The following is a 21,406-nucleotide window of genomic DNA, read 5'->3' on the forward strand; positions in this document are numbered from 1 at the left end:
TGTCTGCTACACCGGCTGCCGCTTCTGCGCCTTCGCCCAGCGCCGTACGGACGCCGACGCCTACACCCTCTCCCTGGACCAGGTCGCCGACCGCGCCCAGCAGGCGTGGGACGTGGGCGCGGTGGAGGTCTGCATGCAGGGCGGCATCCACCCGGACCTGCCGGGCACGGCGTACTTCGACATCGCCAGGGCGGTCAAGGAGCGCGTGCCGGGGATGCACGTGCACGCCTTCTCCCCGATGGAGGTCATCAACGGCGCGACCCGCACCGGGATGTCCATCCGCGAATGGCTGACGGCGGCGCGCGAGGCGGGCCTGGACACCATCCCCGGCACGGCGGCCGAGATCCTCGACGACGAGGTCCGCTGGGTCCTCACCAAGGGCAAACTGCCCACGGCCACCTGGATCGAGGTGATCACGACGGCGCACGAGCTGGGCATCCGCTCGTCGTCGACGATGATGTACGGCCATGTCGACCAGCCCCGCCACTGGCTCGGCCATCTGCGCACGCTGGCCGGCATCCAGCAACGCACCGGCGGTTTCACGGAGTTCGTGACCCTGCCCTTCATCCACACCAACGCTCCGGTCTACCTGGCGGGCATCGCCCGCCCGGGCCCGACGATGCGGGACAACCGGGCGGTTACGGCGATGGCGCGGCTGCTGCTGCACCCGCACATCCCCAACATCCAGACGAGCTGGGTGAAGCTGGGCGCCCAGGGCGCGGCGGAGATGCTCCGCTCCGGCGCCAACGACCTGGGCGGCACCCTCATGGAGGAGACGATCTCCCGGATGGCGGGCTCCTCCTACGGCTCCTACAAGTCGGTGCGGGACCTGATCGCGGTGGCGGGGGCGGCCGGCCGGCCCGCGAGGCCGCGTACGACGCTGTACGGCGAGGTGCCGGAGGAACGGCAGCGGGCCGCGGCGGCGTCCGACGGGCACCTGCCCGAGCTGCCGCCCCCGCGCTATTTTCGAAAGTAGCATTGACATGCTATTAGCGAGTTATTATAAACAAATCTAGCTGTGGCAGAACGGCCTGTCACCCCGACGGCGGGAGAGCTTCGTGATGACACGACGACACGCGGTCCGCTCTAGCTGTCGGGGACTCGTCGAGGTGGTGGAGGCCGGACGACGGGGCACCAGTCCTTCGCCATCGACCGGCTGTCAGGACCTTTCCGTCAGCGGCGATCGGCCGATGCCGGAACCCTGTTGCCCCTGTGCACACCGAACAATGGAGGCTGAACGATGCCGTCACGATTGCTGCTCAAGAACGGATTCGTCCTGACCCTCGACCCGGCACTGGGCGATCTGCCCCGCGCTGACGTACTCGTCGAGGACGGGAAGATCGCTCAGATCGGTCCGGATCTCCCCGTGACAGACGCGGAAACCCTCGACGCCGCGGGAACTGTCGTCGTCCCGGGGTTCGTCGACACCCATCGGCACATGTGGGAGACCGTGCTGCGCGGCGTACTGCCGGCGTGCACGCTGGACGGATACCTCGCCCAGGTGATCGGCGCCATCGGCCCCGCCTACCGCCCCGAGGACGTCTACACCGGGAACCTGCTCGGCGCGCTCGAGGCCCTCAACGCGGGCATCACCACGATCGTGGACTGGTCGCATTGCAACAACACGCCCGAGCACGCGGACGCCGGCATCACAGCGTTGCGCGCAGCCGGTATCCGTGCGATGTACGCCCACGGCACGCCGGCGGGTGGCGAATGGTGGGCCTACAGCGAACTCGGCCATCCAGCGGACGCCCGCCGTATCCGCGAGCAGTACTTCTCATCGGAGGACGACCTCCTTACCTTCGCCCTTGCCGTCCGCGGGCCAGGAGTGAGCCGCCCCGAGATATGCGTGCATGACTGGCGGCTTGCTCGCGAGCTGGAAGCCAGGATCTCCGTCCACGTAGGGATGCGGATCACGGGCGTGCACGGGCAGGCGATCGCCGAGCTCGACCGCGCGGGGTTGCTCGGCCCGGACACCACCTACGTCCACGCCAACACCAGTACCGACGACGAGCTCGCGATGATCAAACGCACCGGTGGTTCTGCCTCGGTCGCTCCGTACGTCGAGATGCTCATGGGGCACGGCCATCCACCGATCACGCGAATGCTGGCGCAAGGGGTGACGCCCTCGCTGAGCATCGACGTCGCCACCTCGGTCCCCGGCGATATGTTCACCCAGATGCGGACCGCGCTCGCCCAAGGCCGCATCTCCTCGTTCGGCGACGATGTCGATGTCGCATTCGCGCCGGCGCTCACCCATGCGGACGTGCTCGGCTTCGCGACACGTGCCGGTGCCCAGGCTTGTGGACTGGCCGATCGCATCGGGACCCTGGCTCCCAGTAAGGACGCGGACATCGTCTTGATCCGGGCGGATGACATCAACACGATGCCCTTGGTCGACCCCGTCGCCACCGTGGTGACCAGTGCCGACACGGCCAATGTCGACACGGTGATCGTCCGCGGCGAGATCCGCAAGCGGGCCGGCAAGCTCGTCGGGATCGACCTCGCCCGGCTCCGGGCCGACGCCGAGCGCTCCCGTGACCACGTGCTGCGTTCGAGCGGCATGACTCCGTCCTGGCTGCCGCAGAACTGAACGATTCTCTTTGCCAATCCACAACTTGGAGGACGAGACCGTGAAATACGCAGTGGCACTACCACAGTCCAACCGCGTCGGGGACACTGCCGCGATCCGCGATGTCGCCCAGGCCGCCGAGGAACTCGGGTTCTGGGCCGTGTCGATGCAGGACCACATCGTCTTCGATGGCGTGTGGCTCGGCTGCGGTGCCGAGGACGACGAAGGCCGAAATGACCGTCGGACCGTGTTCGAGCCGCTCACCACGTTCGGCTACGTCGCCGGGATCACCTCCACGATCCGGCTGCTGACCAGCGTCATGCTGCTGCCGGTGCGCGAGACCATCCTTGCGGCCAAACAGATCGCCACGCTCGACCAGCTCTCCGGCGGGCGGATGCTCCTGGGAATCGGTGTCGGGCTGTCCGGCACCGACCGTGACCCGCAGGTCCTCAAAGCACTCTCCCGCAATGCCACGGTGGAGATGGCCGCGCTCGGCGTGGACGTGACACAACGTGGCCGGCTCGCCGACGAGCAACTCGCGGCGCTCAGGCGCATTTGGACCGACGACAGCGCTTCCTACGATGGGAAGTTGGTCCGCTTCAAGGATATCGAGGTATTCCCCAAGCCGGCACAGGCCGGGGGGCCACCGATCCTGATCGCCGGTAACTCGCCCGCCGCATTGCGGCGTACGGCCCGGGGCGGCTACTTGTGGCTGCCCAACCACGCCACCCCCGATGAGGTCACCGGCGGCCTGGCCGCGCTCGCCGAATCGGGGCACCGGCCACCGGAGTGCGTACTCGACCTGTTCTGGCGCATGGACGACACCACCGCGGCAGCGCGGGCGGCCTGCCGGGGCACCCTGGAGAACGCCTTCGGTGACCACCTGCCGGTCCGCAACCTGGTCGGCACACCGGACGAGATCGCCGCACGGTGCCGGGAGTATCGCGACGCGGGGGTCAGCGTGATCGAGATGAAGCCGGTCTTCCGCTCGGTCAAGGAGCTCATCGAGATGATGGAGACCCTGATGACCGAGGTCGCGCCGACGGTTTGAGCAATCATTCCGCAGTTCAGGAGGCAACGATGCCTGCCGAAGAACTCAGATTCGAGCACCACCCGTTCCAGCGCATCGGACCGGATGTGCACCTCATCCAGGACGTACAGTTCGCGCTCGGCCGGCCCCTCTGCGTTCCCATCAACTCCGCCGTGCTGACCGGCCAGGAGCCCGTCATCATCGACACCGGCTCGCCTCGCAACCGCAGGCAGTGGCTCGACGACGTCTTCTCCATCGTGGAGCCGGAGGACGTTCGCTGGGTGTTCGTCTCGCACGAGGACGCCGACCACACGGGCAACCTGGAAACGGTTATGGCGCGCTGTCCCAACGCGACACTGCTGTGTAGCTGGGCACTGGTCGAACGGTTTGGCTGTGTCTACGATTTCCCGCTGCGCCGTTGCAGGTGGGTGGCCGACGGAGACACCGTCGACATCGGCGACCGGCAACTGGCCGTGCTCCGGCCGCCGATCTTCGACTCACCGTCCACATTGTCCGTCTTCGATACGCGTAGCCGAATGATGTGGGCCACCGACACCTTCGCCACCGCCATCCCCGGAACACCAGGCAGTGCGCTGATGCAGGACGTCAGCGAACTCGACCAGCAAACCTGGCGCGACGGGATGACCATGTTCGGGATCCATGGCCTGGCGCCTTGGGTCAGCATGGCGGACCCGCGCCGCTTCGCCGCCAATGTCACCACGCTCCAGAGGCTCGACCCGAGCGTCGTTCTCACCGGCCACAGCCCTTCCATCCACGCCAATCGCGTCGACGAAGCCTGCGAAATCCTCGGCTCGCTGGCTGAGGCACCGGTCCCACCCTGCCCCGACCAATCCGTGCTCGATCTCATCCTCGCGGCCATGGGGGACTGAGTCCGCCGTCTTCGCTGGTCGCGCACCAGCCGTTGCCCGCGGACACACAATTTCGCCCATCCCTGGGTCCATCTCCTGGAGACACTCATGCCTGAAAGCAGTACGAACATCACCGTCGTCGACAACTTCTTCCGAGCCGTGGAGCGCGGCGACGTCGACACCGTCCGCGGCATCTACGCCTCGGACGTCGCGATCTGGCACAACGACGGCGCCGGCGATCAGGGGCTCGAGGACAATCTCGTCGTACTGGGCTTGCTCGGCGGAGCCATTCACGGCATGCGCTTCGACGTTACCCGGCGGGCCGATGTCGGCGCCGGTGTCTTCCAACAGCACGTCCTGCGGGGGCAGTTGCCCGACGGGGAACAGGTGGGGCTCGACGCGGCAATGTACATCGCGGTCAACGACCGGAAGATCACGCGAATCGAAGAGTACTTCGACGTCGCCACTGCCACGCACCTCATCATTGCAGCCAGGAACGCTACGGACGAGGAGATCTGAGAATGGGTGTTCTCGACGGGTAGGTCCTTGATCACTGGCGGTGGCCGCGGTCAGGGCCGCGCCCACACCGCCATGTCCGCCGAAGGCGCTGCTGCGTCGGACGGCCGATCGTCGACACCTGGCGGCCGGATTCAGTCCCGGTGAATGGGGACTACGGTCCGGCCACGGTCACCTGCTCCGCGGCCAGGATCGCTTGCAACAGGCCCGGGAAGCGGGCTTCCAGGTCGTCTGCACGCATCTGGCTGAGGATCTTGTTGCCGCGGTAGTACTGCGCGATGACGCCCGCCTCGCGGAGCACCCGGAAGTGATGGGTCGACGTCGATTTGGTGACCGGCAGGTCGAACGCACCACAAGCTTGCGCCTCGCCCCCTTCGGAAAGCTGACGCACGATGCGCCGGCGCAAGGGGTCGGCGAGCGCGGCGAGGACCGTGTCAAGCCGGACCGCTTCCATCGCGGGATGAGGCAGCGTTCGCATGAGTTCAACTCTACCTAGCCTATTCGTGGTACGGTCCCCGTCGTACTACGAAGTACATCGTACAACTCTGTCCTCTCGGCCGCTCGCAGCCCCTGCGACCGCGGGACAAGCGTTGCCCCGCGCCAGTTCCGGGACTTCGAGTACGTCACCTGCCAGCTTGCCGACATCGATCCGGCCGAACACGAAAGAATCCCCAAATGGACATCGCCGTCGTCTTATTCCCTCGCCTCACCGCCCTGGACGCAGTCGGGCCCTACGAAACGTTGCAGCGACTGCCTGACACCACGGTGACCTTCGTGGGCCATCAGCGTGGAGAGGTCCGGACCGAAAACGGGTACCTCGGCCTGACCGTCGACAAGACCTTCGACGAGGTCGTCGCGCCGGATGCGGTCATCGTGCCCGGTGGGATCGGCGTTCTCGACTTGCTGGAGGACAAGGTCCTGCTCGACTGGCTGCGGTCGGTCCACGCCACCAGCCGCTTCACCACCTCGGTGTGCACCGGATCTCTGCTCCTGGCGGCCGCAGGACTGCTGCCCGGTCTCGAAGCCACCACGCACTGGGCCTTCATGGACAAGCTGACCGAGTTCGGTGCCGTTCCGGCCTCCACCCGAGTGGTCGAGCACCTGGAGCAGCGAACCATCACTGCCGCCGGCGTCTCCTCCGGGATCGACATGGCTCTGCGCTTGGCAGAGCTGCTCACCGACCAGGTGACAGCGCAGGCCATGCAGCTCATGGTGGAGTACGACCCGCAGCCGCCCTTCGACGCGGGCAGCGTGGTGAAGGCCGGCCCGCTGGTCACGGCCCGAGCCAAGGAGCTGTTCCAGGAAAAGGACTGAGCGCGCGGTGCGCGGGCGACCCTGGCGATGTCGCCCGCACACCAGCCTCGCTCACCCGGGACCAGGAAACAGACACCGCGCCCCATGCGGCTGCCGAAACCGCCCCCCGTGCTGTTGCCGACTGCGAGCGCCGTATCACCCGGTACCGGGCCGCACTCGACGCGGGAGCCGATCTCCAACTCGTCACCACGTGGATCAATCTGCGCAGGTCGGCCAGCAGATCACGAGTGATGTCCCTGCGGTAGCGGTCCGTCCCAGCCGCAGGGCGGCAAGACACTGCACGAGCCCGTGCCGACCGGCACCCTAGACGCTACGGCCAGGCTGCGGGCGAGGGGGGCGGACACCAAGCCACCTGATCCACGAGCCGGCGGCACGACGCCCACAAGGGCCGACGTGTCGCCGGGCCGTGACAGCCGCTCACCTCTCAGCGAGCACCGGGAGAGGCGTCCAGCCCTCGGCGGCCGGCACCGCCACGCTCCTGGTGGTCACGGTTACCGCCGTGGTGACCTTCGCCGCCGGTGAAAGCGGCGGAGCCACCGTGGCCGGTGTACCCGGTTGTCTGAGAGATACGTTGTGCCGCCAGGGCGGACGTAGCGATGCGGCAGGCGTCGGCACGGAACAGGCCGTGGCGGATGTCAGGGATGAGGGACGGCCCGGCCGGGTCGCAGCGCCGCCTCGGGCGGGTTCATACCGTGTCCGCGCATCGGGATTCGGCTGTCCACCATCCTCGTTCCCAAGGCCACACCCAACTGAAAGCGGTTGTCGACGCCGAGGCGATCCATGATGCCCCGCAGAATGTTGGTCACTGTGCGGGGACTTATGCCGAGTCGACCAGCCGCACTGGCGTCCGTGTGCCCCGCCAGCAGGAGATGAATGAGCTTGATCTGCCGCTCGTTCAGCGGCAGATGGAGCATAACTCGCGGCTCTGTCCGACCGTCGTGTGGACGGAGGGGCGGCTGTGAGTTCCACTTGTCCTTCACCAGGACTCCCATCATCGGCGTGTTCCGGCGCGTGTGCGACGTGATCGGCAAGGGCCACGCCCGTTTTCCGTGATCGCGCGTCGCCGTCTCACGCAGACAGACGTTTTCTCAGGGTTCGATCCGGGGCGACTGAGGTCCTGATCTCTGCGCCGTTTCCCGAAGCCGTGGCGGTGAGCCGGTGCTCGGAGCGCCGTGATTTTCCCGCGAAGGCGGTCGTGCTTCTCCCAACCCAGCGTCCGGTCCACTCCCTCGGAGAATCGGCGCGCGCGGCGCCTGGGAAGAGATGTGGCTGCTGACCGTGCCGGCTGCGCAACGCGGTGAACACCTCGTCAGTCGCCCCGCCTCCGCCACCCCCGGCGGGTACCCGCCGCGGAGGACTATGCGGCGCCGACGGTCAGGACCCTGTGCTGTTCCAGTCGGTGTTCCCGGCGCCATGAGCGGGAGCGTCGGCGCGGACCACTTTGGCCATGTGGCCCGATTCGGCGCCGGTGGAGACGAGCGGGCTCACACAAGCCGTCATGCCGAGCACGACCGTCACGACGGAGGCGGCGAGCTGCGCCTTGATACGGAACGAAAGGCTGTTCGAGCGCGTACCAGTTGTGCGTTCCTGCGTCATTGTTCTGTCCTTTCGGTGGTGGTCCGACGCAAGAAGCATCTCGGATGGCGCTCACCAAAAAATCTTTCCCTGATCGGACGCCGATATAGCCTCGATCTTTGATCTTTCGCGCGCCCAGCAGACCCGCATCAAGATCGCCACCTGGATCACCGACACCGACAATCTTCCAGCGCACTCCGGCCCGGCACACGGCCAGCAGCGCGTCCGCGTCCCAGGACGCCTCACCGAGGAACTGGTGGATCCGGTGCGGGGAAACATGCCCGGCCCGCTCGGTCCGGGGAGATATTGCTGAATCTGGAAACTCCATGAGATCCGGCATGTTGCTCTGATATCAATTGGTTTGATCGGGGCGCGCCGGTGCGAGGGTGTAGCCGTCTACTTCGACAAATCGGCAACATCTAATCATATCCGTGTTGTCCAGGTGAGAGGTCATGGTGGATATGCGTGACGATCCGTCGTCCGTCGTGCAGTGTTTCTTCGAACGCAAGGCCCTCGCATACGACGAGAACCGGCGAGGAGCATACGGAAAGCTGGTCAATGCCTTGCAGTGGTCGGCACTGGAACTGTCCGTCTTCTCCCGGCTGCCCGATGACTTCAGTTTTCTGGACATCGGGGGTGGAGCAGGGCGGTGGACCCATCGCATGGCCGTCCAGTATCCGAGGAGCAGGGGCATACTCTGGGACTTCACGGCAGGGATGGTCGACCTGGCCGAGTCCCGCGCGGTCCGGCACGGTTACGACCACCGGGTCCGCTTCCAGCACGCCGATGTCCACGACGCGCCTGCTCTGCTGTCGGGACAGACCTTCGACCTCATCTTCAACAGCCACCACCTGCTCGGTTTCGTCTCCGACCCCGGTACGGTGATCGCCTCGCTCAGCCGGTTGCTCTCGACCGACGGACTGATGGCCTCCGTCCTGCCCAGTCGCTGGCACGCTGCTTTCGAGGGGCTGGCGGCGGGCTGCGGGGAGCAGGCCAAGCGGAGTCTGGAGGGCGAGCGGTGGGCCACCAACCCCGCCCCGTACCAGCATCTGTTCACGCCCGGTGAGATACGTGCGATGCACGCGTCGTCGAACTTGAGGGTCGATCTGCTCACCGGATTTCCCGGCCTCATCTACCCGGATGCCGACGGAACGAGGAGCGCGGGCGCGGAACCCCTTCAGGACGAGGACCAGTTCCGGCAGATCCTGGCCATGGAGAACGAACTGCTCATCGACCCCGACGCGGGCGGCCGGGGGGCGAACCTCTTCGTCGTGGCCTCCCGCGCAGTCCCCGGCATCCGCTGAGCGGCCCGCCCCCGTGGGTGGGGACGGCCGCTCGGACGGTACGTGACGCGGTGTCGCGGACGGCTCACGCAGTACCGATTCCCGCTACCGAGGGGGAATCGTTCCCCGGCAGGCCGAGGGACACGGCCGGGGCGGAGATCCCCCTTTGCAGGCCGGCTCCGGACGCCTGACCGCCGTGCGGTGCGCCGAGCCGGGCGACCGCTCCCGTCACCGTGCGGGAGCGCAAACCGGAGAAGAGTTCGTCGGCGCGCGTGAAACTCTCCTGCGCCGCCGCTTCCTGTCCCAGATCCAGCAGAGCGTTCCCTTGGACTATGTGGGCCTGCACGAGGTTTCGCCCGTCGTTGACCTCTTCACAGATCTGTACCGCGAGCCGGGCTTCGGCAAGGGCCCGGTCGAGTAGTTCGACGGCCCTCAGCGACTCGGCGAGGCGCAGCCGGGCGTGGCCCTCACGAGCGCGTAACCCGCTGGACACGCAGACCGCGAGGCACTCCTCGAACCAGCCGAGCGCTGATTCGTACTCGCCGAGATCATGAGTCGCCAGCCCGAGGACGTAATGGGTGTACGCCATCTCCGCGTTGTCGATCTGTGCGGCCAGTTCGGTGAGGACCCGCCGGCAGATCTGCACGGCCGTGTCCGGCTCCCCCATGTGCACCCTCAGCAAGGCGCTGTTCACCATGGTGACGGCCTCGCCCGTGGCGTGCCCGAGCCGGCGAGCCAGGTCGACGGCCTTGTCGTAGCACACCACGGCGCTCTGGAACTCTCCCTGCATCTGCTTGGCCAGACCCAGGTCATTGAGCGCCTGGCGCAGGATGACCAGGTCGTGGGAGCTCTCGCAGAGCCGTACCGCTGCCGACGCGTGCTGTTCCGCGAGGGTGAAGTGGCCCAGCGCAAGCTCGACAGTGCCACGCAAAAAGCGCAGCCTGCCCACGGTGCGTGCGTCCTGCGACGTCGCGACGGCCTGCTGTAGCAGTTCGACGGAGTCCCGGAAGACGGTGGAATTCGCACTGGGCAGCAGTGCGCTGAGGGCGATCATCAGGTCGACGCACGAGCGCAGCGGAGCCTGGGTGTCGTCCGGGGACTCGTCCTGCGCCGACCCGGTCGAGGCCGCGGTAATCCGAGCGAGCTGGCCCACGGCCAGGGCGAGCGCGCACTCTCCCTCCGCCGCGGCCCAGTTGCGCGCTTCCCCGGCATTCGCGAAACGGATACCCGCGGCACGCGTGTGGCTGAGGGCGCCTTCGACCGGGTCCCCCGCCACCACCTTGACGAAGGCATTCTTCGCAGAGGCCAGCAGGAAGTCGAGCAGTCGTGCCCTCGCGCGCTGCTGCTCGTCCGGAAGGGCCTTGCGGCGGGCGAAGTCGCGCAGCAGGCCGTGGAACCGGTACCGGCCGAGCGCCGGCGACTCCAGCATTGCCTGGTCGACCAGTGCGTCCAGCAGCATCTCGGCGTCGTCCTCCGGAACGTCGAGCAGCGCCGCCGCGCACGACAGCGAGAGCGACGGGCTGTCGACGGCCGCCGCCCGGCGCAAAGCCGCGGCCTGGGCGTCGGGCAGTTGCCGATAGGTGAGATCGAAGACGGCGGAGATGGTCATGCTGCCGGATCTGAGTTCCTCGATGCGCCTGAACTCGTCGGCGAGACGATCACTGAGCGACCGGAGTGTCCAGTGGGGGCGAGCTGCCAGCCGGGCGGCGACGATCCGGATGGCGAGCGGCAGCATGGCGCACGACTCGATTATCTCGAGTGCCGCGGTGCCCTCGGCCTCGACCCGCTCGGAACCGATCGTGCGGGTCAGCAGATCCAGCGCTTCCGATCGGTGGAAGGCAGGGACTTCGACGTGCCGCGCGGACAGCCCGCCCAGCCGGGTGCGGGTGGTGACGAGGACGCCGCAGTCGGCCGAGCCGGGAAGCAGGGGGCGTACTTGTTCGGCGTCGACCGCGTCGTCCAGAACGAGCAGGACGCGGCGTCCGTTGAGCGCGCTCCGCAGCAGCGCGGTGGCCGCCTCCGACCTGGCCGGGACGTCGTCCGAACGGTAGCCGAGAGAGACGAGGAACCCCGTCAGCACGTCGTGGGGTCGTACCGGGCCGCCGTCGCTGGCGCGGAGACCGGCGTAGAGCTGGCCGTCGGGGTACGAGTCCCGGATGGTGTGGGCGACGTGCAGGGCGAGGGCCGACTTCCCGACACCGGCCATGCCCACCAGGACCGCGACGGGCAGCGCGGACCGTTGGGGGGAGGTCAGCAGCGACCCGATGGTCAGCGTGAGGTGTGAGCGCCCGGTGAAGTCGACCAGGTCCGGCGGCAACTGGGCCGGATACGGGCAGGGCAGGTCATCGGGGCCGAGCGGTGGGACGGGAACCATGTCCGTCGCGGCTGCCGCCTCCTCGTCGGCCGCGGCGGCCGGTCCGCTCGGGGAGGCCGGCTTGACCGGCAGGAGGGCCGCCTCGGTCTCGTAGCCTTCCGCGGCGCCCGCCAGAACGCGTTGTTGCAGGGCTTTGAGCTCCGGCCCCGGCTCCACGCCCAGTTCGTCGTCCAGTGTGCTGCGCGCCCTGCGGTAGGTGTCGAGGGCGTCGGCTCTGCGCCCGGACTGGTACTGGGCATGCATGAGCAGCGTGTACAGCCGCTCGCGCAGGGGGTGCTGGTCGATCAGTCCGGGCAGTTCGGATATGTACCGCGTGCCGTGGCCGAGCGTGATGCCTATCTCCATGCGCTCTTCCTGTAGGAACAGGCGTACCTCGTTCAGCCGGTCCCGCTGCCGGGCGGCGAAGGGGCCAGGAATTCCCGCGAGAGGTTCACCGCGCCACAGGGAAAGCGCTGCTTCCAGGAGTGCGTACGAGCCTTTCAGATCGTCGTTCTGCCGCGCGCGCTGCGCGCTGCGCGTCAGCTCGTCGACTTCCTGGAAGTCGACGTAATTGTCCTCGAGGGCCAGGCGGTATCCGTCTCCCACCGACACGAGGATCCGGGGGGACTTGGTGTCCTCCTCGAATGCCTTGCGTAACCGCCAGACATAGGTGCGCAGTGTTCTGATCGCGGAGGCCGGTTCGGCGTCGCCCCACACCGCCTCGATGAGTTGCCCAGCGGTCGCGGTCCTTCCGTCCCGCATGAGAAGTGCCACGAACAGCGCCTGCTGTTGTGGGCTCCCCAGGTCCACCCTCGTCCCGTTCCTGTGCAGTTGCAGCATGCACAGCAGAGATACCCGAAGGTCTGTCACGCTTGGCCTCGCGCTTTCATGAGGTGGGTGGTCCTACCCCCGTTTCTCTTGGGGACGGCAATGGGGGTGATCGGGTTCCGCGGGGTGCGTGCCCTGCGCCGAAACGCCGACTCCGCGTCGAGGACGACGGCCAAGCCGCGGGCCGTCCACGGTCCGCCCGGGCCGAGGACCGGATCCGGGCCGCCCGGGCCACCGGCCTGCGCAACCTGCCCCTCCACACAACCGGACATGTGGAACCCGGCGCCCACCCGAACGCGACAACCGGGCCGTCGGCCTGCCCGTCATCAGCCACGGAACACGAAACGGTCCGCCGGCTTCGTCGGGATCGCCGCCCGGAGCCGCCCCGGCCCCGGGGCCTGCTGCCGGGGGCCGGGTCCTCTTGGGCGTCCGCCGGCGGGGTCGCCCGGCCGGGTTCAGCTTGCCCGCGGACTGACGACGACGCGGAAGCCCTCCAGCACGTGGGCAGCCGCCTGCCGGATGTGGTGAGACTCCACCGCCCGGACGGACTCGAGCGCGGCCGAGGGCGACCAGGTGCCGTGGCGATCGGCCCGCATCGCGAGGAACCGTGCGCATTCCAGAGGGGAGTCGACGGAGGTCATGATGTTCATCTGCGCCTGCCGGCGCGCCGACGCCAGATCCTCGCGGGTGGGCCCGTCGGAGGCGAGTTGCTCCAGCGTGCCTCGGATCACGGCCAGCGCCGCGTCGCCGTTGCCCGGTTCGACTCCCGCCAGCAGCCGCCAGGCGCCGGTGTCCGCGTAACCGCGGTTCCACGCCTGGAAGGCATAGGCCAGACCCGCGTCGCCGCGCAGCCTGCGGTACAGCAGCGACGAAGGGCTGGAACCGAGCAACTGCGCGAGGACGTTGAAGTGCGGCCGGTGGGGGTGCGCGTACGGCACGGATCGGGCGCCCGCGCACACCCAGGCGAACTCTGAAGGCCAGCGCGGTGCAAGGACCGGCCCCGGCTCGGGCAGGGGAACCGGCTCCTGCGAGGCGGTGCCGCTTCGCGCGAGGACGTCCGGTCCGACACCGGCCTTCAGGGCGTCGATCGTGGCGGGCATCCGCGGCCCCACGACGACCGCGGTGAGCGGCGCGGACAGCAGGCGTTCCGTGTGGCCCGCGGCCACGGAGACCTCGTCCATCCGTTCCACGGTGGCCGCGGTGCCGCCGACCGGACGCCCCAGGGGGTGGCCCGGATAGAGATCCGTGAGGAAGTCGTCTTGTACGACGTCACTGGGATCGGCCGCTGCGGCCGCGAGCTCCTGGAGGACTGCCCGCTTCTCACGGGCGAGGGTCTCGCCGTTCAACCGGGGCTGAAGCACAGCCTGGTAGAGCAGAGCACTGATCTCTTCGGCGTCGTCGGGGTGCGTCTGCGCGTAGAACAGCATCCGGTCGGGCCCGGTCTCCGCGTTGGCGTGGCCGCCGAGCCGTTCGACGTGTTCGCTGAACGAGGGGACGGTGTCCACCGGCGCCGACATGAGGACGTGCTCCAGTACATGGGCGAGGCCGCACTCCGGAGCCGGGTCGTGCCGCGCGCCGTACGCCGAGGCCAGGCACACGGCTGTGGTGCTGAGTCGCTCGTCTATGTACGCGATGACCGGGACGGGGCCTTCCAATGTCTCAATCTCGACCACGGTTGCCTTTCTGAAATAGGTCTGGTCACGGCGAATGCCGCCACCCGAGGGTGACGGCATTCGCATTGGGCTGAACTGTCTTAGCGGCTCTGCGGCTTGACCTTGTCGAGACGCGGACGCAGGATCGATGCGTGGTTCGCCATGATGTTTCTCCTTGAGTGAAGTGGATCGAACAAAATGAACCGTAGACGGCCGACAGAAAACGCGGCAACGCTTTTGCTGTAATACGCAACACCCCTCACCGGCCAGGCAGTCTGAAAGCCCCGCCCGGTACGGGGCACAGGGACGAGTACGAGTTCGGCTCCCGATGGCGGACAGTACGGCTGCGCGTCCCAGGAACGTTGTGAACAGGCCTGGCTCTGACTCCCTTGACGTGTGAGGAACGTCGGCGGCCCGGCATCTGTTTTTGCTCCTTTCGGAAGTCTCGGGTCACGCCGCGCGCCTGACGGCGATAAGGTCTCGGTCAGCCGCTTTCCACCGCACCCTTGAGCGAGGCGGAAATCTTCGTCCCCGACCAGGTGCCGCGTGCGGCGACCGCCGATGTCCGCCGGAATGCGAGCACAGGGACATGTGCGCGAAGTCGACAAGAGGAGATGCCAGTCCATGAACGCACTTGAACACTGGGTCGGCGACACCAGCCGTTTCTTCTCCACGTACTGGCGGCAGTCGCCACACATATTCGAACCGCCAGGAGGGGCGAGCAGTCCGTTCACCCTCGGCGATATCGACGCTGCCCTCGGCAGCGGGTTCTTCCACGAGCCCTACCTCGAAATGTGGGCGGACGACAGCCGGTTGCCGTTCCGGAACTACACGTCCCCCAGAACCGTCGCGGGAGAGCGGCCGGGCGGGTTCGTGGACACATCCAAGGTGCGGGGGCTGTTGGACGAGGGCGCGACCCTGCTGCTGCGCAACGTCGACCAGTGGCACGCGCCGACCCGTCGTCTGTTGACCCGGCTCGCGGGTGAACTCGGCCGGGAGATAGAGGCGTTCTTCTTCGTGACCCCGGCAGGCCGGGCGGGGCTCCCGCTGCACCGCGACGACGCCGACGTCCTCGTCGTCCAGGTGTCGGGCAGCAAGCACTGGAGTGTCCATGAGGGACCCGCCGACGGGAACTGGGGGGCGGGCCGGGTTCGCAGGGGCGAGGCGCAGCCGGCCGAGATCATGAAAGCGGTGCTGCGGCAGGGCGAGGTGCTGTACATCCCGCGGGGCTTCGCGCATCGCGCGACCGGTCAGGACGGACTCTCCGCGCATCTGTCGCTGACCATCCGTGAGGTCGGTTCCGCGGATCTGGCGGAAAGCCTGCGGGAGTGCCTGGCGCAGGACCTTCAGGTCGCCGCGCGGCCCGTCAGCGACGCGACGCTCAGCGACACGGGCGCGGCCCTGCTGGAAACGGCGCGCGACCGGCTCGCGGCCTTGACTCCCGAGGCCCTGATCACGCACGCCCGGCGCAGGGGCGTGGAACGGATGCCCGGTACCCCCGGCTCCCTGTCTCTTGTGGAGCTGGCAGCGGCCTGGCCGGCCCGCGGCGACGCCGCGGATGACGGTCCGGGTGACGCCGGGGCCGGCGCGTCCACCGGACCAGAGCACGGTCCGGGGGCCGGGAGGCGGCCCGCCGAGTCCGCCACCACGTGACCGTGGGAAATCTGCCGCACAGCGGCGACCCGAGGCCGGCCTGCCCCCCACCGGCACACGTGCGAGTGTTCGGTCTGACGGCCGGGAACGTCACCATCCGAGTGGAGAGCGAGGTTGCTGAACTCGCCGACTGGGCCGTCCGCCTACTCAGCCCCGTCTTCACCGTGAGTGCGGAGCCGCCGGCGCATCTGCCGACGGTCAGGGTGGTGTCGAGGAGCCGGGAGTGGTTCCCCGAGGTATCCGACCGCGTGCCACGCCTGCACCTGGACGAGGAGAGGATCCACGTCCTTGAGTACGACGTCGAGCGAGTGGCGGTCCTCTGGGATCGTGAGGGGGGATTTCCCCTGTACGTGTGCACCACTCCCGGCAGTGGTGTGATCGACGTGACTGTGACGCGCGGAGATGTCGTCGACCACCGGTCCGCGGTGCGTTTCCTGAAGTTCGTCCTGGGAGCACGGCTCACGGCGACGGGGACGGACTTCATGCACGGCGCGGCCGTCGCCCGGGAGGGCCGGGCGCTGTTGTTGCTGGCGCCCAGCGGAGGCGGCAAGTCCTCGCTCAGTTTCAATGCGTCCACCCGGGCGGACTGGACCTTCCTCTCCGACGACCTCGTCTTCCTGGCCCGTGACGAGGTCCGGTCGCGGCGGCCCCAGGGGGAGCTGCGGGTGCACGGCTGGCCCCATCGGCTGGGCGTCAGCTCGTCCGCGCTGGTGGGACATCCGGCACGGACCCGCATCGAGGAGGCGTCGCTGCGACGACACGGTGGGCGGATCGGCTCGCTGTCGAGTGCGGGGTCCATTCCCTGGGGCCGGGCCACCCGCCGACGGGTCTACCTCGACCTGGACGAGTTCCGGCAGCTTACTGGAGCCCGGGTGGCCGCCGGGGGCGTGGTCGACGGGATCGTGCTGCCGGAGCCGGAGGAGCACAGACGCGGCTGGCAGATCGAACAGGTCACTCACGAGCCGGAGGGCTGGAGCCGGCGCTATCTCGCCAGCACGGAGGAACTCAAATTCATGATCGACTTCCTGGGCCTGACGACGGCTCCGGCGGATTCCACCCCGTCCGGCCGCGGCCGGACGTATCCGTCACTGGAACGGCTCCCCGCGGTGCGGGTGCGGTACGGCAGCGACGTGAACAGCCGCATGCCGCAGTTCTGGGCGGAGATCTGCGAGGCGCTGGAACGATCGGAGGCGTCATGACGAACGCGGTCGAAACCAGGGGACTGCGCCGTACATACGCTCTGGACCGCCGGGCGAAGACGGGCCGGAGCGAGGTCGTGGCTCTGCACCAGCTCGATCTGGAAGTGGCGGAGGGCTCCGTCCACGGCCTGCTCGGCCCCAACGGCGCCGGCAAGACCACGCTGTGCAAGATACTCGCCACGGTCCTGCTGCCCACCGAGGGCGAAGTCCGCGTCTTCGGACGGGACGTACGCACTCAGACCCGCAAGGTGCGCCGTGACATCGGCATCGTCTTCGGCGGTGAACGCGGCCTCTACACACGGCTGACGGCACGACAGAACCTGCACTACTGGTGCGCCCTCTACGGTCTGCGGCGCCCGGCGGTCCGGGCCCGGACCGAGCAACTGCTCGAACGCGTAGGACTGGTCGACCGGGCCGATGAGAAGGTCGAGGGTTTCTCCCGGGGAATGAAGCAGCGCCTGCATCTGGCCCGTGGGCTGGCCGGCGACCCCCGGTTGCTGCTCCTCGACGAACCCACCACGGGTATGGACCCGGTCTCGGCACGCGACTTCAGGTCGATGGTCGATGAGCTGCGCCGCGAGGGCAAGACGATTCTGCTGACCACCCACGACATGGACGAGGCCGAGACGGTCTGTGACGTGGTGACCCTGATCGACGGGGGCCGGGTCCTCGCCGCCGGCGACCCCCGCAGCATCGGCGCCCTTGTCTCGCGGCACGAACGCGTCGAGTTCGACTTCGTCGGCCCGGTGGCCGAGACGGTCCGCGACCTGCTGGACCTGCCCGGAGTCGTCGGCTGCACGAGCGTGTCCCCGGGGCGCCACCGGGTGGAGACGGCGGATGACGACGCGACCAAGGCGGCGCTCTCCCTGCTGGTCGACCGGGGCGCGACCGCACTGACCACCTCGCGGCCGCGCCTGGAAGAGGTCTATCTCAAGCTGATCGGCGACCGCGGCATGGCGGTGCGCTGATGAGGGTGTTCACCGCGTCCTTTCGCTTCCAGTGCCAACTGCTGCGCCGCTCACCCGGTGATCTGAGCGTCCTGGTGACGGCCCCGTTCTTCAGTCTGCTGTTCCTGTCGATGGCGGATCAGGCGCACCGTTCGGCACTCACCCCCTACGCGGTGGTAGCCCCGGTGTTCATGTCGGTGTGGTCGATGTCCCTCTTCGTGGCAGGAGACCTGATCAGCAGGGAGCGGGGCACCGGAACACTGGAGGGACTGGTGGCCACGCCCGCGTCCTTGTCGGTGATGGTGATCGGCCGGATCACCGCCGCGGTCACCGTGAGCATGCTGGCGTTCGCGGAGACATGGCTGATCGCATGGCTCTGCTTCGGCATCGTGGTACGGGTTCCTCATCCGTTGATGCTGATGGCGACGCTGGCGACGAGCGCGCTCTCCATGGCCGGGACGGCCTCCGTGCTGGCCGCCGTGTTCGTCCTGGTGCGCTCCGCCCGCATCTTCCAGAACACCCTGAGCTATCCCGTGTATCTCCTCAGCGGCGTCCTGGTCCCGATATCGGCGCTGCCGGAGTGGCTGCGCCCGCTGAGCAAGCCCATCTTCCTGTACTGGGGCGCGGCTCTCCTGCGTGACTCGCTCAGCCCGTCCGACGTCTCCAGCCCAGTCGGCCGGCTGCTGGCCGTGACGGCGCTCGGTGCCATCGGGTTCCTGGCGGGACGACTCCTCATGCATCAGGTGCTGCGCCGGGTGCGCGTGCTCGGAACTCTGGGGCGGACCTGATGGCTCTCCGGTACTCGCTGCGCGTCGTGCGCTACAGCGCGCAGAACGCCGTGGCGGACTTCGCCGCCACCTACACCTGGAAGTCGTGGCTGTTCGGGTGGCTGGGACGCATGCTGTCCCAGGTCGTCTTCTTCACCCTGGCCGGCCGACTGCTCGGGTCACCCTCCCTGCACCGGGAACGCTTCGTCGGCAACTCCGTCATGACCTGTGTGGTGGAGGCGATGATGGTCGTCGCGTCCAGTGCCTGGGAACGCAGGGCGGGCACCCTCCCGCTCCTGGTCTCCTCGCCGGCCGGCCTCTTCGAGGTGTTCTTCGGCCGCAGCCTTCAATGGGTGGTGAGCGGCACCGCCACGTCCTTCGTCGCCCTGCTCGCACTCGGCCCGTTCTTCGGAGTGCACTGGGCTCCCGCAGCGGTTCCCGTGGTGGTCGTGGTGCTGTTGGTGACCTCGCTGGGCTCGTACTGCTTCGGGCTCTTCCTGAGCGTCCTGGTCCTGCAAGCGACGCAACTGCGCAACATCGTCTCCAACGTGTCGTATCTCGCGATGATGACCTTCTGCGGCGTGCAGGTGCCGGTCGGCTACTGGCCGGCGCCGATCGGCTGGGTGGCGGAGTGCATCCCGATCACCCACGGTCTGCGGGCGATGAACGCCCTGGCGGCCGGAGGGCGGGCCGACATGGTGGGCCAGCAGGTTCTGGAAGCGGCGCTCTGTGGGGTGTTCTGGGTCCTCGTCGCCGCTGCGGCGTTCCGCCTCCTCGCGGAACGGGGACGCCGCGACGGCTCCATCGAATACTCCGCCTGAGGCGTCCACGGGCCGAGGCCGCCGCGTCCTCCGGCGGGCAACGACGGCGCCCGCGCGCGGCTCTCCTCCGAGTTCCGCGGGATTTCCCTTACGTCGGACGAATCATTCGGGACCGGACGGGCGGAGGCCGATCCACCTGTGCTGTCAAGGAAGTCGAAGGAGTGCTCCGGAATGCGACGACATCAGCCGGCCGCGGTCAGCGAAGCCTTTCTCGAAGCCTCCGCCGAGGCCGGGACGGTGGTCGAATGCGGCGGGCACCGCTGCGTGGCGGGGAGTTACCTGGAACCGATCAGCGGAGAGCGGCAATGCCTGGTCGAGTACGCCGATCCCGCCCTGACCACCGCGGCGGCCGCCACCCGGCTACCACCGTTGCTGGCGGAGTTGTTCCCCGAGGCCGAGATCGCCGTCCTGAGGACCCCGGCCGATGTGGCCCTGCCCGCTCCGTGGACCCGGTACCTCTCCTATGTGAAACGCGCGGTTCCCGTCCCCCGCAGCGCCCCTGACACCGCGGGAGGGGACGGCATGACCGTCACCGAACCCGCCGAGGGGGACGGGGAGCGGGTGACGCGCTGGCTGGCGGCGGCGTTCCTGACCGCGGGCGACAGCCAGGGCGGGGACTGCGACGCGGAGGCAGCCGCCGCCCAGGCCCGCGCGGTCCTGGAGACACCCGGGAGCCGGTTCCTGATCGCGCGGTCCGCCGGTACCGCGGTCGGTCACGCCACGCTTCTCTGTGACGCCTACGACGAGGTGTCGGGCGAGCCGTATGTCGAGCTGGTCGACATCCTCATCGATCCTCCCCATGACGTGCGGACCGCCACCGCCGCGCTGGTCACCGCCGCCGGGAAGCTCGCGGACGGCCTCGGCCTCCCGCTGATCGGGCACGTGGTGCATCCCCGGCACCCGGACCGGCGGGCCGAGGGCCAACGCGTGCTCGACTCGCTGCTGCGAAAGGGCTGGGAAATGCACAGCGGTTACTGGTGGGCTCCGCTGACCGGCTGTCACGCCGAACAGGACGCCGACCGCCGTTCCGGAGCGAAGGCGGGTGTGCGATGACACCGGACCGGGCGCCACTCGTCCGATACCGCCTCGACCTCGACGTGCTGAGGTCCATGCTGGGCCTGGAGGAGAGTTCGTCCGCCCGTGCCGTGGTCCGCGCCGCCCGGGCGGTCTCTCCGGGGTTCGAGTCCTTCGCGCTGTCGCTCGCCGCTGCCGAGGGAATACCCCTGGGCAGCGGCGCCCGGGGCGAAGTCGAGCGGGCCCGCAAGCGAGTCGCCGACTACGAGGACATCACCGGGCGCGCGGCCCGGCTCGGGGACGCGCGCGTGGTCAAAGGACCGTCGCTGGCCCGGTACTACCCCCGGGATCTCGTGCGTTCCATGGTCGATCTCGATCTGGTCGTCCCGGACGAGGCCGCCCTGTGGCGGGTGGTACGCGGCCTCACCGACCGCCTGGACGCCTACCGGCTCGATGTCTCGGTGACGTCGCACGAAGGTGTGCGCCATCTGGTGACGGCGGTCTCCTGGCCGACCGACGACGCGCTGCTGGACGCGGATCTGAAGGTCGAGGTCACCACCGTGGTGCACGTCGGCGACTGCCGCGGCGTGCCGATCCGGCCCGGTGTCGCGGACGAGCCGGTCGTTGCCGACTTGATGGCGCTGGCCGAGGAGCGGTTCCAGCATCCCTTCGGCCCGAAGGACGCCATCGACGTGGCCGTCCTCCTCGGTTCGCCCGCGGCTCCCGCGGCTGCCGAGATCGTCGACGCCGCCCGCGCGTACCGCCTGGCTCCGGAGCTGCTGGAGCTCATCGACCACGCGGGCACCCAGCCCGGCCTGCTCACCCACGTGAACGCGGATCTCGTGGCGGCCCTGCGCGCCGACGCGGACACCGAAGGTGAACGGCGCCTCGCCACCCCCCTTCCCGGCGCCGACGCCCGGGAGACGGACGCCCGGCGACGCCTGGCCCGTGAGTTGCCCGTCCACGGTCTGCTCCTGCGCGACGCGGACCGGGCGGACTGGCCGGTGTCGCGC

The 21,406-nt window shown here is 68.6% G+C and carries 19 protein-coding genes; 14 read left to right on the forward strand and 5 right to left on the reverse strand.

Annotation, left to right across the window (positions count from 1 at the left end):
* The 5 genes from cofH to KN815_RS00380 form a co-directional block, all read left to right on the forward strand.
* The coding region (gene cofH, locus KN815_RS00360; RefSeq protein ID WP_216338989.1) for a 5-amino-6-(D-ribitylamino)uracil--L-tyrosine 4-hydroxyphenyl transferase CofH at positions 1-976 on the forward strand (976 nt) is incomplete at its 5' end.
* Between the two features lie 264 nt (positions 977-1,240).
* On the forward strand, positions 1,241-2,593 hold the full coding sequence (locus tag KN815_RS00365) for an amidohydrolase family protein (protein ID WP_216338991.1): 1,353 nt from the start codon (positions 1,241-1,243) through the stop codon (positions 2,591-2,593).
* A 40-nt stretch (positions 2,594-2,633) separates the two neighbouring features.
* The gene (locus KN815_RS00370; RefSeq protein ID WP_216338993.1) at positions 2,634-3,623 is read left to right on the forward strand and encodes a TIGR03619 family F420-dependent LLM class oxidoreductase; all 990 of its coding nucleotides are present in this window, start codon (positions 2,634-2,636) and stop codon (positions 3,621-3,623) included.
* Positions 3,624-3,652: 29 nt separating this feature from the next.
* Positions 3,653-4,492: an oxygen-binding di-iron domain-containing protein gene (locus tag KN815_RS00375; protein ID WP_216338995.1), complete on the forward strand. Its 840-nt coding sequence runs from the start codon at positions 3,653-3,655 to the stop codon at positions 4,490-4,492.
* Between the two features lie 87 nt (positions 4,493-4,579).
* Positions 4,580-4,990 carry a nuclear transport factor 2 family protein gene (locus KN815_RS00380; RefSeq protein WP_216338997.1) on the forward strand — a complete coding sequence of 137 codons (411 nt, stop codon included), beginning with the start codon at positions 4,580-4,582 and terminating at the stop codon, positions 4,988-4,990.
* Between the two features lie 151 nt (positions 4,991-5,141).
* Here the strand turns inward: KN815_RS00380 and KN815_RS00385 are convergent, their stop codons facing one another.
* Complete coding sequence (locus KN815_RS00385) at positions 5,142-5,465, reverse strand: ArsR/SmtB family transcription factor (protein WP_216338999.1); 324 nt, start codon at positions 5,463-5,465, stop codon at positions 5,142-5,144.
* Between the two features lie 197 nt (positions 5,466-5,662).
* On the opposite strand from KN815_RS00385, the gene KN815_RS00390 reads away from it, so the two are divergent.
* On the forward strand, positions 5,663-6,301 hold the full coding sequence (locus KN815_RS00390) for a DJ-1/PfpI family protein (RefSeq protein WP_216339001.1): 639 nt from the start codon (positions 5,663-5,665) through the stop codon (positions 6,299-6,301).
* A gap of 635 nt (positions 6,302-6,936) precedes the next feature.
* On the opposite strand, the gene KN815_RS00395 is transcribed toward KN815_RS00390, so the two are convergent.
* Both KN815_RS00395 and KN815_RS00400 read right to left on the reverse strand, forming a co-directional pair.
* Positions 6,937-7,215: a helix-turn-helix domain-containing protein gene (locus KN815_RS00395; protein ID WP_216339004.1), complete on the reverse strand. Its 279-nt coding sequence runs from the start codon at positions 7,213-7,215 to the stop codon at positions 6,937-6,939.
* Positions 7,216-7,675: 460 nt separating this feature from the next.
* Positions 7,676-7,897 (reverse strand): hypothetical protein, encoded by a 222-nt coding sequence (locus tag KN815_RS00400; protein WP_216339005.1) that lies wholly within the window; start codon positions 7,895-7,897, stop codon positions 7,676-7,678.
* Between the two features lie 431 nt (positions 7,898-8,328).
* Here KN815_RS00400 and KN815_RS00405 point away from each other — a divergent pair, with 431 nt between their 5' ends.
* The gene (locus tag KN815_RS00405; RefSeq protein ID WP_216339007.1) at positions 8,329-9,180 is read left to right on the forward strand and encodes a class I SAM-dependent methyltransferase; all 852 of its coding nucleotides are present in this window, start codon (positions 8,329-8,331) and stop codon (positions 9,178-9,180) included.
* Between the two features lie 64 nt (positions 9,181-9,244).
* Here the strand turns inward: KN815_RS00405 and KN815_RS00410 are convergent, their stop codons facing one another.
* Both KN815_RS00410 and KN815_RS00415 read right to left on the reverse strand, forming a co-directional pair.
* On the reverse strand, positions 9,245-12,352 hold the full coding sequence (locus tag KN815_RS00410) for an AfsR/SARP family transcriptional regulator (protein WP_216339009.1): 3,108 nt from the start codon (positions 12,350-12,352) through the stop codon (positions 9,245-9,247).
* Between the two features lie 443 nt (positions 12,353-12,795).
* The gene (locus KN815_RS00415) at positions 12,796-14,013 is read right to left on the reverse strand and encodes a M16 family metallopeptidase (RefSeq protein WP_216339011.1); all 1,218 of its coding nucleotides are present in this window, start codon (positions 14,011-14,013) and stop codon (positions 12,796-12,798) included.
* Positions 14,014-14,616: 603 nt separating this feature from the next.
* Here KN815_RS00415 and KN815_RS00420 point away from each other — a divergent pair.
* From KN815_RS00420 to KN815_RS00450, 7 genes are all read left to right on the forward strand, one after another.
* Positions 14,617-15,645, forward strand: a complete 1,029-nt coding sequence (locus KN815_RS00420; RefSeq protein WP_216339013.1) for a JmjC domain-containing protein — start codon at positions 14,617-14,619, stop codon at positions 15,643-15,645.
* Between the two features lie 59 nt (positions 15,646-15,704).
* Positions 15,705-16,844, forward strand: coding sequence for a hypothetical protein (locus KN815_RS00425; protein ID WP_216339015.1), 1,140 nt, complete (start codon positions 15,705-15,707; stop codon positions 16,842-16,844).
* Complete coding sequence (locus KN815_RS00430) at positions 16,841-17,812, forward strand: ABC transporter ATP-binding protein (RefSeq protein WP_216339017.1); 972 nt, start codon at positions 16,841-16,843, stop codon at positions 17,810-17,812. Before KN815_RS00425 ends, KN815_RS00430 begins: the two co-directional genes overlap by 4 nt.
* Positions 17,812-18,579, forward strand: coding sequence for an ABC transporter permease (locus KN815_RS00435; RefSeq protein WP_216339019.1), 768 nt, complete (start codon positions 17,812-17,814; stop codon positions 18,577-18,579). The genes KN815_RS00430 and KN815_RS00435 overlap by 1 nt, the downstream gene beginning before the upstream one ends.
* Entirely contained in the window at positions 18,579-19,379 is an 801-nt protein-coding gene (locus tag KN815_RS00440; protein ID WP_216339021.1) for an ABC transporter permease, read from the forward strand. The genes KN815_RS00435 and KN815_RS00440 overlap by 1 nt, the downstream gene beginning before the upstream one ends.
* A gap of 171 nt (positions 19,380-19,550) precedes the next feature.
* Positions 19,551-20,432: a hypothetical protein gene (locus KN815_RS00445; protein WP_216339023.1), complete on the forward strand. Its 882-nt coding sequence runs from the start codon at positions 19,551-19,553 to the stop codon at positions 20,430-20,432.
* Positions 20,429-21,406, forward strand: a 978-nt coding sequence (locus KN815_RS00450; RefSeq protein WP_216339025.1) for a hypothetical protein, incomplete at its 3' end; no start/stop codon positions are given. The genes KN815_RS00445 and KN815_RS00450, both read left to right, overlap by 4 nt.

It is taken from the genome of Streptomyces niphimycinicus (assembly GCF_018883605.1).
GTDB lineage: Bacteria > Actinomycetota > Actinomycetes > Streptomycetales > Streptomycetaceae > Streptomyces > Streptomyces niphimycinicus.